The sequence below is a fragment of the Komagataeibacter saccharivorans genome, assembly GCF_004348195.1.
In the GTDB taxonomy this organism is placed as follows: domain Bacteria; phylum Pseudomonadota; class Alphaproteobacteria; order Acetobacterales; family Acetobacteraceae; genus Komagataeibacter; species Komagataeibacter saccharivorans.
Window position 1 is genome coordinate 2,780,586 of the sequence record NZ_CP036404.1, and the last position, 14,920, is coordinate 2,795,505.

A 14,920-nucleotide genomic window follows, 5' to 3' on the forward strand; every position below is an offset into this window, starting at 1 on the left:
GCGGGGGCAGGGATATTCAGCAGTCAGGAGCGAAGGGACCGTTCGGATGACAGGAACAGAACCGGGCGACCGGGAAGCACAGGTACGGGCCGAGGTTCTGGCCAGGGCGCTGCCCTATCTGCGCCGCTATGCCGGTGACACGATCGCGGTGAAATATGGTGGCAGCGCGATGGTCGATACCTCGCTGTCCAGCGCGTTTGGCCATGACATCGCGCTGCTCAAGCAGGTCGGCATCAATCCCGTCGTGGTGCATGGCGGTGGTCCGCAGATCAGCGCCATGCTCAAGCGGCTGCAGATTGAATCGACCTTCATCGATGGACTGCGCGTAACCGATGCGGCCATGATCGACGTGATCGAAATGGTGCTGGGCGGCAAGGTGAACAAGCAGGTCGCCGGTCTCATCAACCGCGCGGGCGCGCTGGCCGTGGGTATTTCCGGGCTGGATGGTGGTCTGATTTCGGCCCGCAGGCTCCAGCGCCGCGCGCGCGTGGGCGGGGTGGAAACCGACCGCCTGCTTGATCTGGGTTTCGTGGGGGAACCTACCCGCATCGACCCGCGCGTGATCTATGCACTGTCCGGTTCGGGGCTGATCCCCGTTATCGCCCCCATCGGTGGCGGCGAGAATGGCGAGACGTATAACATCAATGCCGACACGGCTGCCGGTGCGATTGCAGGCGCGATCAATGCCAGCCGCCTGATCATGCTAACGGACGTGCCCGGCGTGCTTGATGGCGAAGGCAGGCTTATCCCGGAACTGACGGCGGAAGACGCGCGTAAGGGCATTGCCAGCGGCATGATTTCGGGTGGCATGATCCCCAAGGTGGAGACCTGCCTTGAAGCCGTGCGCGCGGGTGCGAAGGCGGCGGTCATTCTCGATGGCCGCGTGCAGCATTCCTGCCTGCTCGAACTGTTCACCGAAGCTGGCCCCGGAACCCTGATCCGCGGCGCATGACCGGGCGTGCGGGGTAATCCGGGGCGGTGCGTTGACATTGCCCCCGATCCTCCGCATGGTCCGCAGGCAAATTAACACAGGCCCCCGGCATGTCCCGCCGGGGAAACCAGCCCCAGACAGGATTTTGCAAATATGACCGATACATCCCTTCAGAGCCAGATCGAGGCCCTGTGGGAGCGTCGTGAGACGCTGTCCACCGCCACAACCGGGGCCGACCGCGACGCGGTGGAGGCCGCCCTGCTGGCGCTGGATTCCGGCAAGCTGCGCGTCGCCACGCCGGGCGCGGATGGCTGGACTGTCAATGAATGGCTGAAGAAGGCCGTGCTCCTGTCCTTCCGCCTGAATGACAACCGTCTGGTCGAAGGTGGCGGCGCGGGTGCACCCAGCTATGACAAGGTGCCGCTGAAATTCGCAGGCTGGGATCAGGCGGCTTTCGCCGCGGCCGGTTTCCGTGCCGTGCCGGGTTCGGTCGTGCGTCGTTCCGCCTTCATTGCCCCCGGCGTCGTGCTTATGCCCAGCTTCGTCAACGCCGGTGCGTATGTCGATAGCGGGACGATGGTCGATACCTGGGTTACGATCGGAAGCTGCGCGCAGATTGGCAAGAACTGCCACATCAGCGGCGGCGTCGGTATTGGTGGCGTGCTTGAGCCGCTGCAGGCCGCCCCGGTCATCATCGAGGACGGCTGCTTCATCGGTGCGCGTTCGGAAGTGGCCGAAGGCGTGGTGGTCGAACGCGGCAGCGTGCTGTCCATGGGCGTGTTCCTTGGCGCATCCACCAAGATCGTCGACCGCACCACGGGCGAAGTGTTCATGGGCCGCGTTCCGGCTTACTCGGTCGTCGTGCCCGGCACGCTGCCGCCGCGTCAGGCCACATCGGCTGATGGCAAGCCGCTGCCGTCGCTGGACTGCGCCGTGATCGTCAAGCGCGTGGACGAACGCACACGCTCCAAGACCTCGATCAACGACCTGCTGCGCGGCTGATCGCGATGGCGGATGACGGAATGGCCGGTATGGAACACGACCCCGGTGGTGTTGTCACCCTTGCGCGGGATCTGATCCGCTGTCCTTCCGTCACCCCTGATGATGGGTGTTGCATCAACACGCTGGCCGGTGTGCTGGAGCAGATCGGTTTCAGCGTGACCCTCCTCCCGTTCGGGGAGGGAGAGGCCCGCACGCCCAACCTGTTTGCCCGTCTGGGCACGGGCCATCCCCATCTGTGTTTTGCCGGGCATACCGATGTGGTGCCGGTAGGCAGCGCCCGGTGGCAGCATGATCCCTTCGGCGGGGAAATTCATGACGGCATCCTGTTCGGTCGGGGTGCATGCGACATGAAGGGGGGCATCGCCGCCTTTGTCGCAGCCGTACGGCTGTATCTGGACCAGACCCCGGATCAGCGTGGTTCCATCAGCCTGCTGATTACCGGAGACGAGGAAGGCCCCGCCACCAACGGCACCGTGCGCGTGCTGGAATGGATGGAAAAGCAGGGGCAGATACCGGATTTCTGTCTTGTGGGCGAACCGACCAATCCCGCCGGGATGGGAGAGGTCATCAAGATCGGTCGCCGTGGCAGCCTGAACGCCCGCATTACCGTCAACGGCACGCAGGGCCATGTGGCCTACCCGCACCGCGCGGATAATCCCGTGCACCGCCTTCTGGCGCTGCTGGGGGAACTGACTGCGGCACCGCTGGATACGGGTAGCGAGTGGTTTGAACCCTCCAGCCTGCAGGTGACCAGCGTGGATGTGGGCAATACGGCCACAAATGTCATTCCGGCGCAGGCGCATGCCCGGCTGAACATCCGCTTTAACGACCTGCATACGGGTGCGGACCTGTCCGGCTGGCTGCGTACGGTTACGGCCCGGCATGCTCCCGGCGCCGGGGTCAGTATTTCTATCAGTGGGGAATCGTTCCTGACGCAGCCCGATGCGCCGGTCGAGGCCCTGCGTGCCGCAATCCGCGCCGAGACCGGTCAGGTACCCCGCCTTGATACAGGTGGCGGCACATCCGATGCGCGCTTTATCAGCCGTTACTGCCCCGTTGCGGAATTCGGGCTGGTGGGGGCGAGCATGCACAAGGTGGACGAGCATGTCAGTCTGGCTGACCTGAAGCAGTTGACGGCGATCTATGCCGGGTTTCTTGAAAAGGTGATGCACTAATGGCCGATCGCGGTTCCTCTCCCGACCCGACCGCATCCGGGTTAGGCGGTATCCTTAAGGGTATGCTGCTGCTGGGGCGTGGCCGTGCGGAAGGCATTGCCTATTTTGGCAATACGCGCGATTCCGTTCTGTCGGCCCTTGCCCCCCGTCTGGCGCTGTGGCTGGTGGGTGGTGGCCTGACCGTTGCCTACGCCCCGCAGCCGCTTAGTGGGGTCAAGGTGCTGTTCGCCCTGTGCCTGATCCTGATGCCCGCCGTGGTGACACATGCGCTGGCGCGGCACTGGAAACGCGAAGGGCTGTGGCTGCGCTACATAACGGCTGCATGGTGGACGGACTGGGTCACGCTGTTTGTGGGGCTTGTTGTCGCCCTGATCATGGCGCTGGCCTCGCCCAGACTGCTGGAAACCCAGACCGGTGAATTGATCCTGAACGGGACGGAGTTCGTCTACAGCCTGTGGCTGACATGGTATGTTGCCCGCGTGGGCCTGCTGCTGCGGCGCGGGCAGGCGGTCCTGATGGTTCTGGCCATTCTGGGCAGCCTTGTCGCGCTGGGTGGCGTGACGGCGCTGTTTTCACCCGACCAGCGGGCGTGGCATGAATTCCTCTATCCCCTGCTCATGCAACAGGGCGGCGCGCACTGAACATGTGCCGCGATGGGGTGGTCCCGCGCGAAGTCCGAGGTTTCGTGTCGCTGCGTAAATCATGCCCGTTGAGGCACGTTCGGTCGGGCAGATAGACCAGAGAGATTGTTTGAAAAGAAATTCCTGATAAAAAACAGGAACAGTTTTCTGGTGTCGCTTTTTTGTCAAAAAGCTTCACCTGAAGCTTTCTTATGATCTCTGGACAGGCCGCTTCAAACAGCTTCTATGATGCGTCGGAAAGCGTGCTGAATATTTCCACGCGCAACATGTCCTGGGTGCAGGGCGGAAACGAGCAGCCTTTTACAGTTCTGCTTCAGCCGGATCTGGCGCACGCAGTTGCCGGTAATCCGCCGTCCTTTGGTCGAATGATGACAGACCTTATCCCGTCAGAAACAGATCAGGACGATGCGTGTCGGATGCTTTCGGGCGTTGGATGAAACACGAAACTCCGCACAGGCACCCGCTCAGAAGGCGATCAGTCAAGGCATGCTTCTGCCTGCTGTGTAACGGCAATGGCGGGAAAGGTCTGCCGGGCTAGCGGATGAAGGGATTGTCTTCATAGCCTACCCCGGTCAGGCACAGGCCATCGGGTGGGGCCGTGGGGCCGGCGGCACGGCGGTCACGGGCGGCGAGGGCCTGTTCGACACGTTCCACGTCCCACCGGCCTTCACCCACCAGCTTCAGTGTCCCGGCCATGTTCCGTACCTGATGATGCAGGAAGGAGCGCGCATGGGTTTCGATTATGACGGCCTCTCCCTCGCGCCGGACCTCAAGGTGGTCCAGCGTGCGGACGGGGCTTCTGGCCTGACAGGCGGTGGCGCGGAAGGATGTGAAATCATGGCGGCCCACCAGTACCCGGGCTGCCTGCTGCATGGCTTCAACATCCAGCGGTGACTTGACGTGCCAGACCCGTCCCTCATCCAGTGCCGGTCGGGCCGCGCGGTTGAGGATACGGTAGCGGTAGGAGCGCATCCGCGCCGAAAAACGGGCGTTCCACTGTGGCAGCACGGGGCGGGCCATCAGGACCACCACCGGATGGGGCTTCATGTAAAAATTCAGCCCGTCGCGCACCGTGGCGCTGGATAATGTCACATCGGCGGGGAAATCCAGATGCGCGACCTGACCGCTGGCATGCACGCCTGCATCGGTGCGGCCTGCGGTAATGCTGGGCACGGTACGGCCTGCGGTCAGCCTGTTGGCCGCCCCTTCCAGCAATCCCTGTATGGACAGCAGGGTTTCCGATGGCTGTCGCTGCCATCCCACGAAGCCCCGCCCGTCATATTCGATCAATACCGCCCATCGGCAGACCGAAGGGGGGGCTGCATCATCCGGGCGGGAAACAGGCGTATCAGGCATTGGACGGTTCCATGCCAAAGTGCGTTCCGCGGCTGATGGCCTGCCCACGCAGGAAGTCCGCGGCTTCCATCATGCCGCGTCCGGGGCGCTGCAGGCGGGAGATGCGCAGCGTCGTGCCCGAACCGCAGGCGACAAGCAGGCTATCGTCAATAACCGTGCCGGGGACGGCCTGCGTCATATCGGTTGTGATCGCCGTGGCCCCGATCTTGAATACCTGACCGTCCAGCGTGGTGAAGGTGCCGGGCCATGGGGTCAGGGCGCGGACCTGACGGTCGATATGGGACGCGGGGGCGGTCCAGTCTATGCGTCCGTCTTCCCGGCTCAGGCGCTGCACATAGGTAACGCCCGTATCGGGCTGCGGCGTACCTGCCCGGGGCATCTGGCGCAGGGTTTCGACAATCAGGCGCCCCCCCATTGCGGCCAGATCGTCATGCAGGCTGGTTGCGGTGGTGTGCGGGGTCAGGGCCACGCGATCGCGCAGCAGCATGGCCCCGGTATCCAGTCCGGCATCCATCTGCATGATGGTCACGCCACTTTCGCTGTCACCCGCCAGGATCGCGGCCTGAATGGGGGCAGCCCCCCGCCAGCGTGGCAGCAGGCTGGCATGGATGTTCAGGCAGCCATACTTGGGTGCATCAAGCATGTCCTGAGGCAGGATCAGCCCGTATGCGGCGACAATCGCGGCATCCAGATGCAGGTTACGGAAATGGGCCAGTTCGTCCGTATTATTGCGCAGGCGCAGCGGCGTGCGTACCGCAATGCCCAGTTCTTCCGCCGCGCACTGCACGGGTGAGGGGCGCAGTTTCTTCCCCCGTCCCGCCGGGCGCGGGGGCTGGCTGTATACGGCTACGATTTCATGTCCGGCCTGATGCAGGGCGCGGAGCGCCGGCACCGCGAAGTCGGGCGTGCCCATGAAGGCCAGTCGCATGTCGTTTGGGTCCGTTCAGGCTGGCCGGAACCATGGGCGGCATGCCGTGGTTCCGGCGGTGGTCCGCAGGGGCGTTCAGCGGGGCTGATCAGTTCTTCTGGCGCTGTTCCTTGGCCAGCCGACGCATGATCATGTTGCGCTTGAGCGTGGACAGATGATCAACGAACAGGATGCCTTCGAGATGGTCGATTTCATGCTGCAGGCAGGTCGCCAGCAGGCCGTCGGCCTCCAGTTCCTGTTGCCTGCCGTCCATGTCCTGATAACGCACGCGCACGGCTTCGGGGCGGACAACCTCGGCATACTGGTTGGGCAGCGACAGGCATCCTTCTTCCCGTGCGGCCATGCCGTCCGTTTCGGCAATGACTTCGGGGTTTATCAGCACGATCGGGTTGCGCTTCTCGTCCTTGTCCGCCACGTCCACGATGGCGAAGCGCATGCCCAGCCCCACCTGTGGGGCCGCTAGCCCGATACCGGGGGCCTGGTACATGGCGGAGAACATGCGGGGAATGGTGGTGCGCAGTTCGCTCATGTCCTCGGGCCGGACAAGGCGGGTTTTCTGGCGCAGGACCGCCTGGGGTGCGACCAGGATCGGCATGGGGGTCGCCTGAGCGATGACATCATGATCAATCATAGTTCGCCATTTAGCGTTTCCACACACGGGATGCCAGTGGGTGATGCAGCCAAAATGCCCGTAAACGGGGCATATGTACGGTTATGGGGGCGTACCCTTGCGTATGGCTATTATTCTACCATATCGTGAAGGGATGGAAGGCGGGCGCCGTTCCGGGTCCGTTTTTTTCCGTTTCCTGTCTCGCTCAAGCAGAGGAGGCCGATTTGTCGGGAAGAGTTTTCGGGTCGCCCATGTTTCTGGGGTTTGACCATCTGGAGCAGATGCTCGAACGCGCATCCAAGAATGCGTCGGACGGGTATCCGCCCTATAATATAGAGCAGGTCAGCCCAACGACCCTGCGCATCACACTGGCTGTCGCCGGGTTTGTGATGGAAGACCTGCACATAACACAGGAAGATAACCAGCTTGTCATTCGCGGGCGGCAGAGTGATGACGGTCAGGGCCGCATCTTCCTGCACCGTGGCATCGCGGCGCGCCAGTTCCAGAAGGCTTTCGTATTGGCCGAAGGAATCGAGGTCGGCGGCGCGTGGATGGATAATGGCCTGCTGCATATCGAACTGACCCGTCCCCAGCCCGAAGCCCGGATACGCAAGATCGAGATCTCGCGTGCGCCGGTGGCGCCGTCGCATGAACGTGTTCCGCCCGTGGTGGATGTGCCGCCTGCGCGCAAACAACGTGTCGTGAGGGTGATTGACGAGGAATGACAGCCTGCGCCGTAATGGAACGGCCCATGTTGCGATGCGCGGAAGAAGGGTGACATCCCTTCATGATGCAGGAGAGAACGTGATGAGAGTCACAACACAGAATGGCCGGGTCCTGCTGCATAACGAGGCGGAGACGCCGGTATGCGATCCCCACACGATCAGCACGGGTGAGCTGCGTGGACTGGGCGTGGAATCGGTTGCCTATATCCGGGCAATTCAGGTGGATGGGGAAGATGCCTTTGCCATCCATGCCGCTGATGGTACGCCGATGGCGGTGACGGATGACCGGGAAACGGCGGTCAACGCCATCCTCCAGCACGAGATGATGCCGGTCCCGCTGCACTGATGGACTGACGGTAACCGTCAGCAGCCTTACATTTTTATGGCCCTGTCCCGCATGTCGGGACAGGGCCGGTTTGTATGGAAGGGTCACGATGCCGCCCGCCCGCACTGGCGCGCGGCGCGGGCAGGGCGGGTCAGCCGTCCTGCGGGCTGGCCGAAGGATCAAGCCAGCCGATGTTCCCGTCCGGCCGGCGGTAGAGCACATTGACCGTATCGGTCGCGCTGTTGCGGAAAAGCTGGATCTGGCTGTCGGCAAGATCGAAGCGCATGACGGCTTCGCTGACGCTCAGCGTCACGATCTCGGCCGGGTGTTCGGCAATGATGGTGGCGTAGGGGCCGGTCGCGGGCAGGGACGCGTCCTCCTCGACGGGGGTTTCCTCATCCGTGGCGGCTGCTTCGGTCATGCCGGGGCGCAGGACATAGTCACGACCGATTTCCGGCATCTGCTGGCGGGTCTTGAGGTGACTGTGGTTGGTGGCCTTGCGGTGGTAGCGGCGCAGGCGGCGCGCAATGTGTTCCGCCGCGTCATCGAAGGCGGAATTGGCATCGGCGGCTTCGCCTTCACCGCGCAGGGTCAGGCCGCGCGTGGCATGAAGATTGATGTCACAGGTAAAAAACGAACGCGCACGGCTGAAGGTCACGCGTGCTTCCATGGCCTGTCCGAAATACTTTTCCGAAATACGGTCCAGATGGGCGCTTACCCGGTATTTCAGGGCATCGGACAGGTCGATCTGTTTTCCGGCAACACTGATGTGCATAAGGGGCAACTCCTTATAAAATCACAGCGCAGTCGCATGCGGGAGACGGAATACGTTCAGTCAGCTATTGTTTCAGTCAGGGTGACGATCCTGCTCCCGTAGGCGTGCATGATAGGGGTGGTTGCGTTGTACCTGTCGGGCACATGATCCCGAACGGGTACATTTGGGCACGGTTCCCCGCCTGCTGTCCATGCTTTCCCTGCATGAAAGACTACAGTTTTTTTACAGCCCGCCCCCTTGCACGGGGGCGCAGAAATACAGGGTGGGGACCGCAGGCTTACAGCGTGAATTTTTCACCCAGATAGACACGGCGCACATCTTCGTTCGCCACGATCTCCTCTGGCCGCCCTTCGGTCAGGACCTGCCCGCTATGCATGATATAGGCCCGGTCGATCACTTCCAGCGTCTCACGCACGTTATGATCGGTAATCAGCACGCCGATGCCACGGTCCTTCAGGTGGGCCACCAGATCACGGATTTCCCCCACCGCGATGGGGTCGATACCGGCCAGCGGTTCGTCAAGCAGGATATAATGCGGCTGGCTGGCCAGCGCGCGGGCGATTTCCAGCCGTCGCCGCTCCCCCCCCGACAGGGCGAGGGAGGGGGAATGACGCAGCCGTGTGATGCCGAACTCCCCCAGCAGGCCATCAAGCATCGTCTGGCGCCGGTCGGGGTCGGGTTCGACGATCTCAAGGGCGGCCATGATGTTCTGTTCGACATTAAGGCCACGGAAAATGCTTGATTCCTGCGGCAGGTAGCCAATGCCCATCCGCGCGCGGCGATACATGGGCAACTGCGTGATGTCCGCGCCATCCAGCGTGATGGTGCCCATGTCGGGACGCACAAGCCCCACGATCATGTAGAAGCTGGTGGTCTTGCCCGCGCCGTTCGGGCCAAGCAGGGCCACGGCCTCCCCACGCTGGACCTGTAGCGACACATCACGCACGACCTGCCGTTTCTTGTAGCTTTTGCCGATGCCGCTGGCGATCAGCCCGGCGGAGGGGGCAGGCGGTTCGGCGGTCTGGGGACCATCGGATGGCTGTGTCATGTTCATCTTGCTGATCCCTTGTCACCTTTTCCGGCCTGATTGGGTATGATCAGGCCACTGACGCGTGAGCCGGGGCTGTCGGTCAGGGTGGCGATATCGGTGTGCATGTTCACGATGGCCGCCGTACCACTGACCTGATTTTCCCCACGGGTGATATGCACGTCACCCACCAGCCGGGCAATGCCCGTATCGGGCACGTATACGCCCCGGTCGCCTGTCACGGTTTCCGTGCGGGTCCGGATCACGATGTGACCGAAAGCGTTCATATGGTCCATCGTGCCCGCGCCGGGGGCCGGTCTGTCATTGGCGGTGGCGGCTGTTCCGGCGGGCTGGGACGCATCGGACGCGCCATTTGCATTCCCCGGCTGGCTACCGGTGTGATCACGGCCCGGATGGGTGCGCTGGTCCTTTGGCTTGTCATAGCCCACCAGTACGTCGGCGCGCATCTGGCGGCCATCATTCGTGGTCATGGTCGCGTTGCCGCGGGCGACGGACATATGTTCGCGCGAATGGTATTCCAGCACGTCCCGCGCCGTCAGGATATCCTGCGGGGATGTCATTTTCAGGTGCGCGCCCGTCATGACCAGAACGGCCTGGTCCATGTCATAGACCGCATGGTCGCCCCATGCCTGGTCATTGGTGTTGAAGGCATGGACATGACCGATGGCTTCCAGACGATAGACCTCGCTTGCGCCGCCGCCATCGCCGCCATCGGACGGTGGGCCGCCTGCGCTTGCAGCACCTTTGTCGCCACCGGGCGCACCGGCGGGCGCAGGTCCATCGGGTGTGGGCAGATCCTGCGGCAGCACGTCGGTCGCGGTCGCAAGGCTGGTATCCACATCCCCTGCGCCCCCGGCTGTTGCGGCTGCCGGGGCGGCCGGTTGCGTTCCTGCTGCCGTGGGGGCTGGGGAAGCCTGCGTATTCGCGGGCTGGGTCGGGTCATCGACAATATGCGGGCGACGGGTTTCGACCGGTGGGGCAATGCCCAGATGGGCGGATAGGGGGGCGTCCGCTCCCGGTGGGCCGGGCCGGGGCGTGGCGGCCTGTCCTGTCGCCACAGTGGCGGTCGTGGGCGTTTTCTTGCGGTAATAGGCGATCAGCCGGTCCGCCCGCACGGTCACATCCCCACGGATGGCCTGCGCCTGATCATAGGCGGTGACGGTCTGCGCGTTCTGGTCCCAGTCGAAGCCACCCAGCGCGGTGACGTTGACCTGCTGCCCATGGGACATGTCCAGCCCCTGCGCCATGGCGGGGCCTGCCACGACCAGCCCGAGCAGAACCCCGCCAAACGACAGGTGGGAGGATACGCGCGCCATCAGTTCGATCTTTCCGCTGCGTTGAGGATCATGCGACCGGGGCCACGAAACAGCATGATGCCGCCCCGCGTGTCCAGCATGCTGCCGCCTGCGTCGATGGTCCCGATCGGGCCTTCACCATGAATCCAGCTATCGGATACGATGATGTTGTGGCGCATGTCGATATCCGCGCTGGGGGTAAGCATGATGGTCCCGTCATTGCGATAGAGGGTGACGTCGTGCGTAAGGTTCAGCAACTGGCTGTGCTGGATATACACGCCATCGCGCGCGGTGACATACAGCCAGTTCCGGTCATCCAGCAATATGTCGGCGGCTGCATTCGTAAGGTCGATCCGCTCGTTCGATATCTGGCGGGCTTCATCGGCGGTGACCATGTAGGGGTGGTCGTGATCGTCCAGACCGCGATAGGTCGGGTTGAGCATGCTGCCGCTTTTCACGCGCACCCGGCTCATCTGCGCCATGGTGCCGGTATGCATGATCACCGCGCGTTCAACCGCAGGCCACGCAGCGATGGAGCCAAGCAGGACAAGGGCAAGCAGCGGCAGAACCCATTTGGCCGAACGCAGGATCGTCTGGCGGCGCGCAAGGGATTCCGCATTGGGAAGCAGGCGCGTGCGGGTGGACTGGTCGAATATGCTGCGCTGGCGTTCGATGTCGGCGGCGCTGCGGGCGTAATCCTCGCGCTGGATGCCGCCGGGATCGGTGCCGGTATCCCTGTCGTCGGTCGGCTCGGTCATGCAACGCCGGCACGCAGCAGGTCATGAAGATGCACGATGCCAACCGGGTGCCCGCCTTCATCCAGCGCGAAGATGCTGGAGATCGGGCGCGGGCGGTCGTTCATGATGCGCAGGGCCTCCGCCGCCAGCACATCGGGGCCGATGGTCTGGGGATGGGCGTTCATGATGTCGGCGGCGCAGGTGTGGTCCAGATCCTGTTCCAGCGCAAGGCGCAGGTCGCGGTCGGTAATCAGGCCGATCAGCCGATTGCCCTCATCCACAACGCCCATGCAGCCGAAGGTCTTGCGGGTCATTTCCATAATGACCTGCCGCAGCGGCATGGTGGGATGGCCCAGCGGCATGCGGTCGCCGCCGTGCATCAGTTCCTGCACGCGGCGCAACTGCGTTCCCAGCCGGCCACCGGGATGGAAAATGCCGAAATCATTGGCGCTGAACCCCCGGCGCTGCAGCAGCACGATGGCCAGTGCATCGCCCAGCGCAAGCTGCATGGTGGAACTGGTGGTGGGGGCCAGGCCGATGGGGCAGGCTTCGGGCGCGTAGGGAAGCAGCAGCCCGATATCCGCCGTGCGGGCCAGCGTGGAATGCGCGCGCGATGTCATGGCGATCAGCAGCAGGCCGAACCGGCGGGTGTGGGAAATAATGTCCGCCATTTCCGCCGTTTCACCCGAATTGGAAATGGCAAGGACCGCATCACCCTTCTGCAGCATGCCCAGATCCCCGTGCGAGGCTTCCGCCGGATGCACGAAAATCGCGGGCGTGCCGGTGGAAGCCAGCGTCGCCTGTATCTTGCGCCCGATATGCCCCGACTTGCCAATGCCGGTCACGACCACACGCATATTGCCCGACAGGATGCGCTCGACCACCTCGATGAAGGCGGCGCCAAGTCCCTCCTGATCGGGCGTGGACGGGGCTTCCAGTGCGCTGATCATGGCGTGCAGGCCAGCGGATTCCGTGCGCAGCACGTTGCATGCCTCCGCCAGCATATGGAGATGCTGCGGCGTGGCGCTTTCGCCGATATTGGCGGTAAGGGAAGGTGAAAGGCTGCTGTTCATGCCCGACCTGCTATCATCATGGAATGGCTCCGGTCAGACCGGGGGCGCTCTATCAGGCGGCCCGGTGTGCGAAAATATCCGGTTCCCCATAGCCCAGAATATCCAGCCGGGCGCGGGTGGGCATGAAATCGTAGCATGCCTGCGCCAGTTCGCGCCGCCCCTCGCGGAGCAGCAGGGCTTCGAGTTTTTCCCACAATGCATGCAGGTACAGCACGTCGGAGGCGGCATAGGCAAGCTGTTCGGGCGTAAGCTGCGGCGCGCCCCAGTCCGAGGACTGCTGCTGCTTGCTCAGATCCACCCCGAGCATGTCCCGGCACAGATTGGCCAGCCCGTGGCGGTCGGTATAGGTGCGCACCAGCTTGGATGCGATCTTGGTGCAGATGCACGGCGCTACCGTGATGTCGAGCGTGTGCTGGAGGATCGCCACGTCAAAGCGGGCGAAATGCATGATCTTGGGCCGGTCCGGGTCGGTCAGCACGCGTACGAGGTTGGGGCAGTCCGCCGCCGTGACGCCAGCGGGCATCTGCACCAGATGGGCATGCCCGTCACCACCTGAAAGCTGCACGAGACAGAGCCGGTCACGATGCGGGTTCAGCCCCATCGTTTCCGTATCGACGGCAACGGCGGCGGGAAACGTAACGTCCGCCGGCAGGTCGCCGCGATGGAAATGGATGCTCTCGGGTGCTGGGCTTACAGCCATGTGGAAATTGCTCCGTCACGATGGTCAGTTCACGGTGGCAGGTCTGGAACGCAACCGCAAGGAAGGCAATCCGTTCTCTGTTTGCCGGGTCCCGGATGCGGGGCGCGGACGGTGGGCCTGTACGTAAATTGTGTGTTCGTGGGCGGTTTACACCAATTTGAACGGGCGAACAGGCAAAAAGATAACGGGACAGTCCCCGAGGGGCTGTCCTGACCGCCCCCGGAGGGGTTTATTATCTTTTTAGGAGAGATGGTGCCCAGAAGAAGACTCGAACTTCCACGACCTTGCGGCCACAGGTACCTGAAACCTGCGCGTCTACCAATTCCGCCATCTGGGCTCAGAGGCTCCCCAGCGGAGGCCGCCGGGGTGGTGTGAGCGCTGTTTAGTCCGGCACGCCGGGGCGGTCAACAGGGTAAATGCATTTTTTTGAAAACAGGCGCATTTTTTTCTTTCGGGTCTGTCCGTGCGGTGGAAGGAGGGGTGGAAAAAGCGAATGCCTTCATCCGTCCTCAAGGGCGCAGGATACGCCCACGATTACCAACCCCGGAACGGGAGCAGGGAATGACACGCAGGGTGGCGACGGTTTTTGGTGGTAGCGGCTTTGTGGGCCGCCACGTTGTGCAGCGGCTGGCGCAGGCTGGATATGTGGTGCGCGTGGCCGCGCGCGCCGCCACCAGCGCAGCGGGCCTGCGCATGCTGGGTGACGTGGGGCAGATCGTGCCGATTGTCGCCTCCATTACCGAGGAGGCAGCCTGTGTCGCCGCCATCGAGGGGAGTGAACTGGTCATAAACCTGGTGGGCATTCTCTCGCCCCACGGGGCTGCGACGTTCGATGCCATCCATGTGCAGGGTGCGGGACGCGTGGCCCGGCTGTGCGCCGCAGCGGGGGTGGGGCGGCTTGTCCATGTTTCCGCGCTGGGGACGACGATGGACAGCCCATCGGCGTACGCGCGCAGCAAGGCGGCGGGGGAAGCGGCGGTCAGCCAGTACATGCCCGAAGCGGTGATCGTGCGGCCGTCGCTCATATTCGGTCAGGAAGGGTCGTTTCCCAACATGTTCGCCCGCATGGCCCGGATGCTGCCTGTCATGCCGGTCTATGCGGGGGCGACGCGTTTCCAGCCGGTATGGGTCGGGGACGTGGCGGAGGGGATTGTCCGTATCGCAGCCGGAGGGGAGGACATGGCGGGCGCGATTTTCGAATTCGGTGGCCCCCGTATCCTGACCATGCGCCAGATCGTGGCATGGGCGGCGCGATGGGCCGGACATCCACGCCCGCTTGTGGCCGTGCCGCGCTGGCTGGCGCTGCTGCAGGGCGGCATACTCGAACACCTGCCGGGCCGGGTGCTGACGCGCGATCAGGTAAGGCTGCTATATGTCGATAATGTCGTGGCCCCCGGCGCGCGCACGATTGCCATGCTGGGCATTGCCCCATCCCCGATGGATCTGATCCTGACCGGAGTGCCGTAAGACGGAAAACTTCGGTTTTTCGGTATTTTTCAGCATATTTCGGTATTAAGGTCAGTACTGCTGTCTTTTATTGGCGCGGGGTGTTGCGTAAGACCTGTGCCACGTCGCGGGCACGCCTGTCGTGCCTGCCGC

Annotated in this window: 17 protein-coding genes and 1 tRNA gene; 8 read left to right on the forward strand and 10 right to left on the reverse strand. The window is 63.4% G+C overall.

What is annotated here, in order from left to right; all coding sequences use genetic code 11:
* Positions 1-46: 46 nt before the first annotated feature.
* From argB to KSAC_RS12835, 5 genes are all read left to right on the forward strand, one after another.
* Positions 47-952, forward strand: coding sequence for an acetylglutamate kinase (gene argB / locus KSAC_RS12815; RefSeq protein WP_132305704.1), 906 nt, complete (start codon positions 47-49; stop codon positions 950-952).
* 132 nt (positions 953-1,084) lie between these two features.
* On the forward strand, positions 1,085-1,933 hold the full coding sequence (gene dapD / locus KSAC_RS12820; protein ID WP_132305706.1) for a 2,3,4,5-tetrahydropyridine-2,6-dicarboxylate N-succinyltransferase: 849 nt from the start codon (positions 1,085-1,087) through the stop codon (positions 1,931-1,933).
* 20 nt (positions 1,934-1,953) lie between these two features.
* Complete coding sequence (gene dapE, locus KSAC_RS12825) at positions 1,954-3,108, forward strand: succinyl-diaminopimelate desuccinylase (RefSeq protein WP_132305708.1); 1,155 nt, start codon at positions 1,954-1,956, stop codon at positions 3,106-3,108.
* Positions 3,108-3,749, forward strand: a complete 642-nt coding sequence (locus KSAC_RS12830; protein ID WP_207918696.1) for a hypothetical protein — start codon at positions 3,108-3,110, stop codon at positions 3,747-3,749. Before dapE ends, KSAC_RS12830 begins: the two co-directional genes overlap by 1 nt.
* Positions 3,750-3,940: 191 nt before the next feature.
* Positions 3,941-4,186, forward strand: a complete 246-nt coding sequence (locus KSAC_RS12835; protein ID WP_132305710.1) for a hypothetical protein — start codon at positions 3,941-3,943, stop codon at positions 4,184-4,186.
* A gap of 97 nt (positions 4,187-4,283) precedes the next feature.
* Here the strand turns inward: KSAC_RS12835 and truA are convergent, their stop codons facing one another.
* The 3 genes from truA to def form a co-directional block, all read right to left on the reverse strand.
* On the reverse strand, positions 4,284-5,105 hold the full coding sequence (gene truA, locus KSAC_RS12840) for a tRNA pseudouridine(38-40) synthase TruA (protein ID WP_132305712.1): 822 nt from the start codon (positions 5,103-5,105) through the stop codon (positions 4,284-4,286).
* Positions 5,098-6,033: a methionyl-tRNA formyltransferase gene (fmt, locus tag KSAC_RS12845; protein ID WP_132305714.1), complete on the reverse strand. Its 936-nt coding sequence runs from the start codon at positions 6,031-6,033 to the stop codon at positions 5,098-5,100. Before fmt ends, truA begins: the two co-directional genes overlap by 8 nt.
* Before the next feature lie 88 nt (positions 6,034-6,121).
* Positions 6,122-6,664, reverse strand: a complete 543-nt coding sequence (gene def / locus KSAC_RS12850) for a peptide deformylase (protein ID WP_102324573.1) — start codon at positions 6,662-6,664, stop codon at positions 6,122-6,124.
* A gap of 230 nt (positions 6,665-6,894) precedes the next feature.
* Here def and KSAC_RS12855 point away from each other — a divergent pair, with 230 nt between their 5' ends.
* Positions 6,895-7,368 carry an Hsp20 family protein gene (locus KSAC_RS12855; protein WP_102324572.1) on the forward strand — a complete coding sequence of 158 codons (474 nt, stop codon included), beginning with the start codon at positions 6,895-6,897 and terminating at the stop codon, positions 7,366-7,368.
* 82 nt (positions 7,369-7,450) lie between these two features.
* A complete protein-coding gene (locus KSAC_RS12860; protein ID WP_102324571.1) occupies positions 7,451-7,714 on the forward strand; it encodes a DUF1150 family protein in 264 nt (87 codons plus the stop codon).
* 130 nt (positions 7,715-7,844) lie between these two features.
* On the opposite strand, the gene hpf is transcribed toward KSAC_RS12860, so the two are convergent.
* The 7 genes from hpf to KSAC_RS12895 all read right to left on the reverse strand — a co-directional run bounded on the left by hpf (position 7,845) and on the right by KSAC_RS12895 (position 13,658).
* Positions 7,845-8,468: a ribosome hibernation-promoting factor, HPF/YfiA family gene (hpf, locus tag KSAC_RS12865; RefSeq protein ID WP_132305716.1), complete on the reverse strand. Its 624-nt coding sequence runs from the start codon at positions 8,466-8,468 to the stop codon at positions 7,845-7,847.
* A gap of 277 nt (positions 8,469-8,745) precedes the next feature.
* On the reverse strand, positions 8,746-9,522 hold the full coding sequence (gene lptB / locus KSAC_RS12870; RefSeq protein ID WP_102324569.1) for an LPS export ABC transporter ATP-binding protein: 777 nt from the start codon (positions 9,520-9,522) through the stop codon (positions 8,746-8,748).
* Complete coding sequence (locus tag KSAC_RS12875; protein WP_132305718.1) at positions 9,519-10,832, reverse strand: hypothetical protein; 1,314 nt, start codon at positions 10,830-10,832, stop codon at positions 9,519-9,521. Before KSAC_RS12875 ends, lptB begins: the two co-directional genes overlap by 4 nt.
* The gene (gene lptC / locus KSAC_RS12880) at positions 10,832-11,569 is read right to left on the reverse strand and encodes an LPS export ABC transporter periplasmic protein LptC (RefSeq protein ID WP_102324567.1); all 738 of its coding nucleotides are present in this window, start codon (positions 11,567-11,569) and stop codon (positions 10,832-10,834) included. Before lptC ends, KSAC_RS12875 begins: the two co-directional genes overlap by 1 nt.
* Positions 11,566-12,621 (reverse strand): KpsF/GutQ family sugar-phosphate isomerase, encoded by a 1,056-nt coding sequence (locus KSAC_RS12885; protein WP_102324566.1) that lies wholly within the window; start codon positions 12,619-12,621, stop codon positions 11,566-11,568. The genes lptC and KSAC_RS12885 overlap by 4 nt, the downstream gene beginning before the upstream one ends.
* A 52-nt stretch (positions 12,622-12,673) precedes the next feature.
* Positions 12,674-13,321, reverse strand: a complete 648-nt coding sequence (locus KSAC_RS12890; protein WP_102324565.1) for a ribonuclease D — start codon at positions 13,319-13,321, stop codon at positions 12,674-12,676.
* Positions 13,322-13,571: 250 nt separating this feature from the next.
* Positions 13,572-13,658 (reverse strand) — tRNA-Leu (locus KSAC_RS12895).
* A gap of 224 nt (positions 13,659-13,882) precedes the next feature.
* Here KSAC_RS12895 and KSAC_RS12900 point away from each other — a divergent pair.
* Positions 13,883-14,788 carry a complex I NDUFA9 subunit family protein gene (locus KSAC_RS12900; protein WP_132305720.1) on the forward strand — a complete coding sequence of 302 codons (906 nt, stop codon included), beginning with the start codon at positions 13,883-13,885 and terminating at the stop codon, positions 14,786-14,788.
* The last annotated feature ends 132 nt before the right edge of the window (positions 14,789-14,920 follow it).

What these genes read in the sequence shown, in the direction of transcription:
- def (WP_102324573.1), bottom strand. Translation starts at nt 6,664, where the DNA reads ATGATTGATCATGATGTCATCGCTCAGGCGACCCCCATGCCGATCCTG.
- fmt (WP_132305714.1), bottom strand. Translation starts at nt 6,033, where the DNA reads ATGCGACTGGCCTTCATGGGCACGCCCGACTTCGCGGTGCCGGCGCTC.
- truA (WP_132305712.1), bottom strand. Translation starts at nt 5,105, where the DNA reads ATGCCTGATACGCCTGTTTCCCGCCCGGATGATGCAGCCCCCCCTTCG.
- dapE (WP_132305708.1), top strand. Translation starts at nt 1,954, where the DNA reads ATGGCCGGTATGGAACACGACCCCGGTGGTGTTGTCACCCTTGCGCGG.
- KSAC_RS12885 (WP_102324566.1), bottom strand. Translation starts at nt 12,621, where the DNA reads ATGAACAGCAGCCTTTCACCTTCCCTTACCGCCAATATCGGCGAAAGC.
- lptB (WP_102324569.1), bottom strand. Translation starts at nt 9,522, where the DNA reads ATGAACATGACACAGCCATCCGATGGTCCCCAGACCGCCGAACCGCCT.
- KSAC_RS12900 (WP_132305720.1), top strand. Translation starts at nt 13,883, where the DNA reads ATGACACGCAGGGTGGCGACGGTTTTTGGTGGTAGCGGCTTTGTGGGC.
- KSAC_RS12835 (WP_132305710.1), top strand. Translation starts at nt 3,941, where the DNA reads ATGATCTCTGGACAGGCCGCTTCAAACAGCTTCTATGATGCGTCGGAA.
- KSAC_RS12860 (WP_102324571.1), top strand. Translation starts at nt 7,451, where the DNA reads ATGAGAGTCACAACACAGAATGGCCGGGTCCTGCTGCATAACGAGGCG.
- KSAC_RS12875 (WP_132305718.1), bottom strand. Translation starts at nt 10,832, where the DNA reads ATGGCGCGCGTATCCTCCCACCTGTCGTTTGGCGGGGTTCTGCTCGGG.
- argB (WP_132305704.1), top strand. Translation starts at nt 47, where the DNA reads ATGACAGGAACAGAACCGGGCGACCGGGAAGCACAGGTACGGGCCGAG.
- KSAC_RS12830 (WP_207918696.1), top strand. Translation starts at nt 3,108, where the DNA reads ATGGCCGATCGCGGTTCCTCTCCCGACCCGACCGCATCCGGGTTAGGC.
- hpf (WP_132305716.1), bottom strand. Translation starts at nt 8,468, where the DNA reads ATGCACATCAGTGTTGCCGGAAAACAGATCGACCTGTCCGATGCCCTG.
- KSAC_RS12855 (WP_102324572.1), top strand. Translation starts at nt 6,895, where the DNA reads ATGTTTCTGGGGTTTGACCATCTGGAGCAGATGCTCGAACGCGCATCC.
- lptC (WP_102324567.1), bottom strand. Translation starts at nt 11,569, where the DNA reads ATGACCGAGCCGACCGACGACAGGGATACCGGCACCGATCCCGGCGGC.
- dapD (WP_132305706.1), top strand. Translation starts at nt 1,085, where the DNA reads ATGACCGATACATCCCTTCAGAGCCAGATCGAGGCCCTGTGGGAGCGT.
- KSAC_RS12890 (WP_102324565.1), bottom strand. Translation starts at nt 13,321, where the DNA reads ATGGCTGTAAGCCCAGCACCCGAGAGCATCCATTTCCATCGCGGCGAC.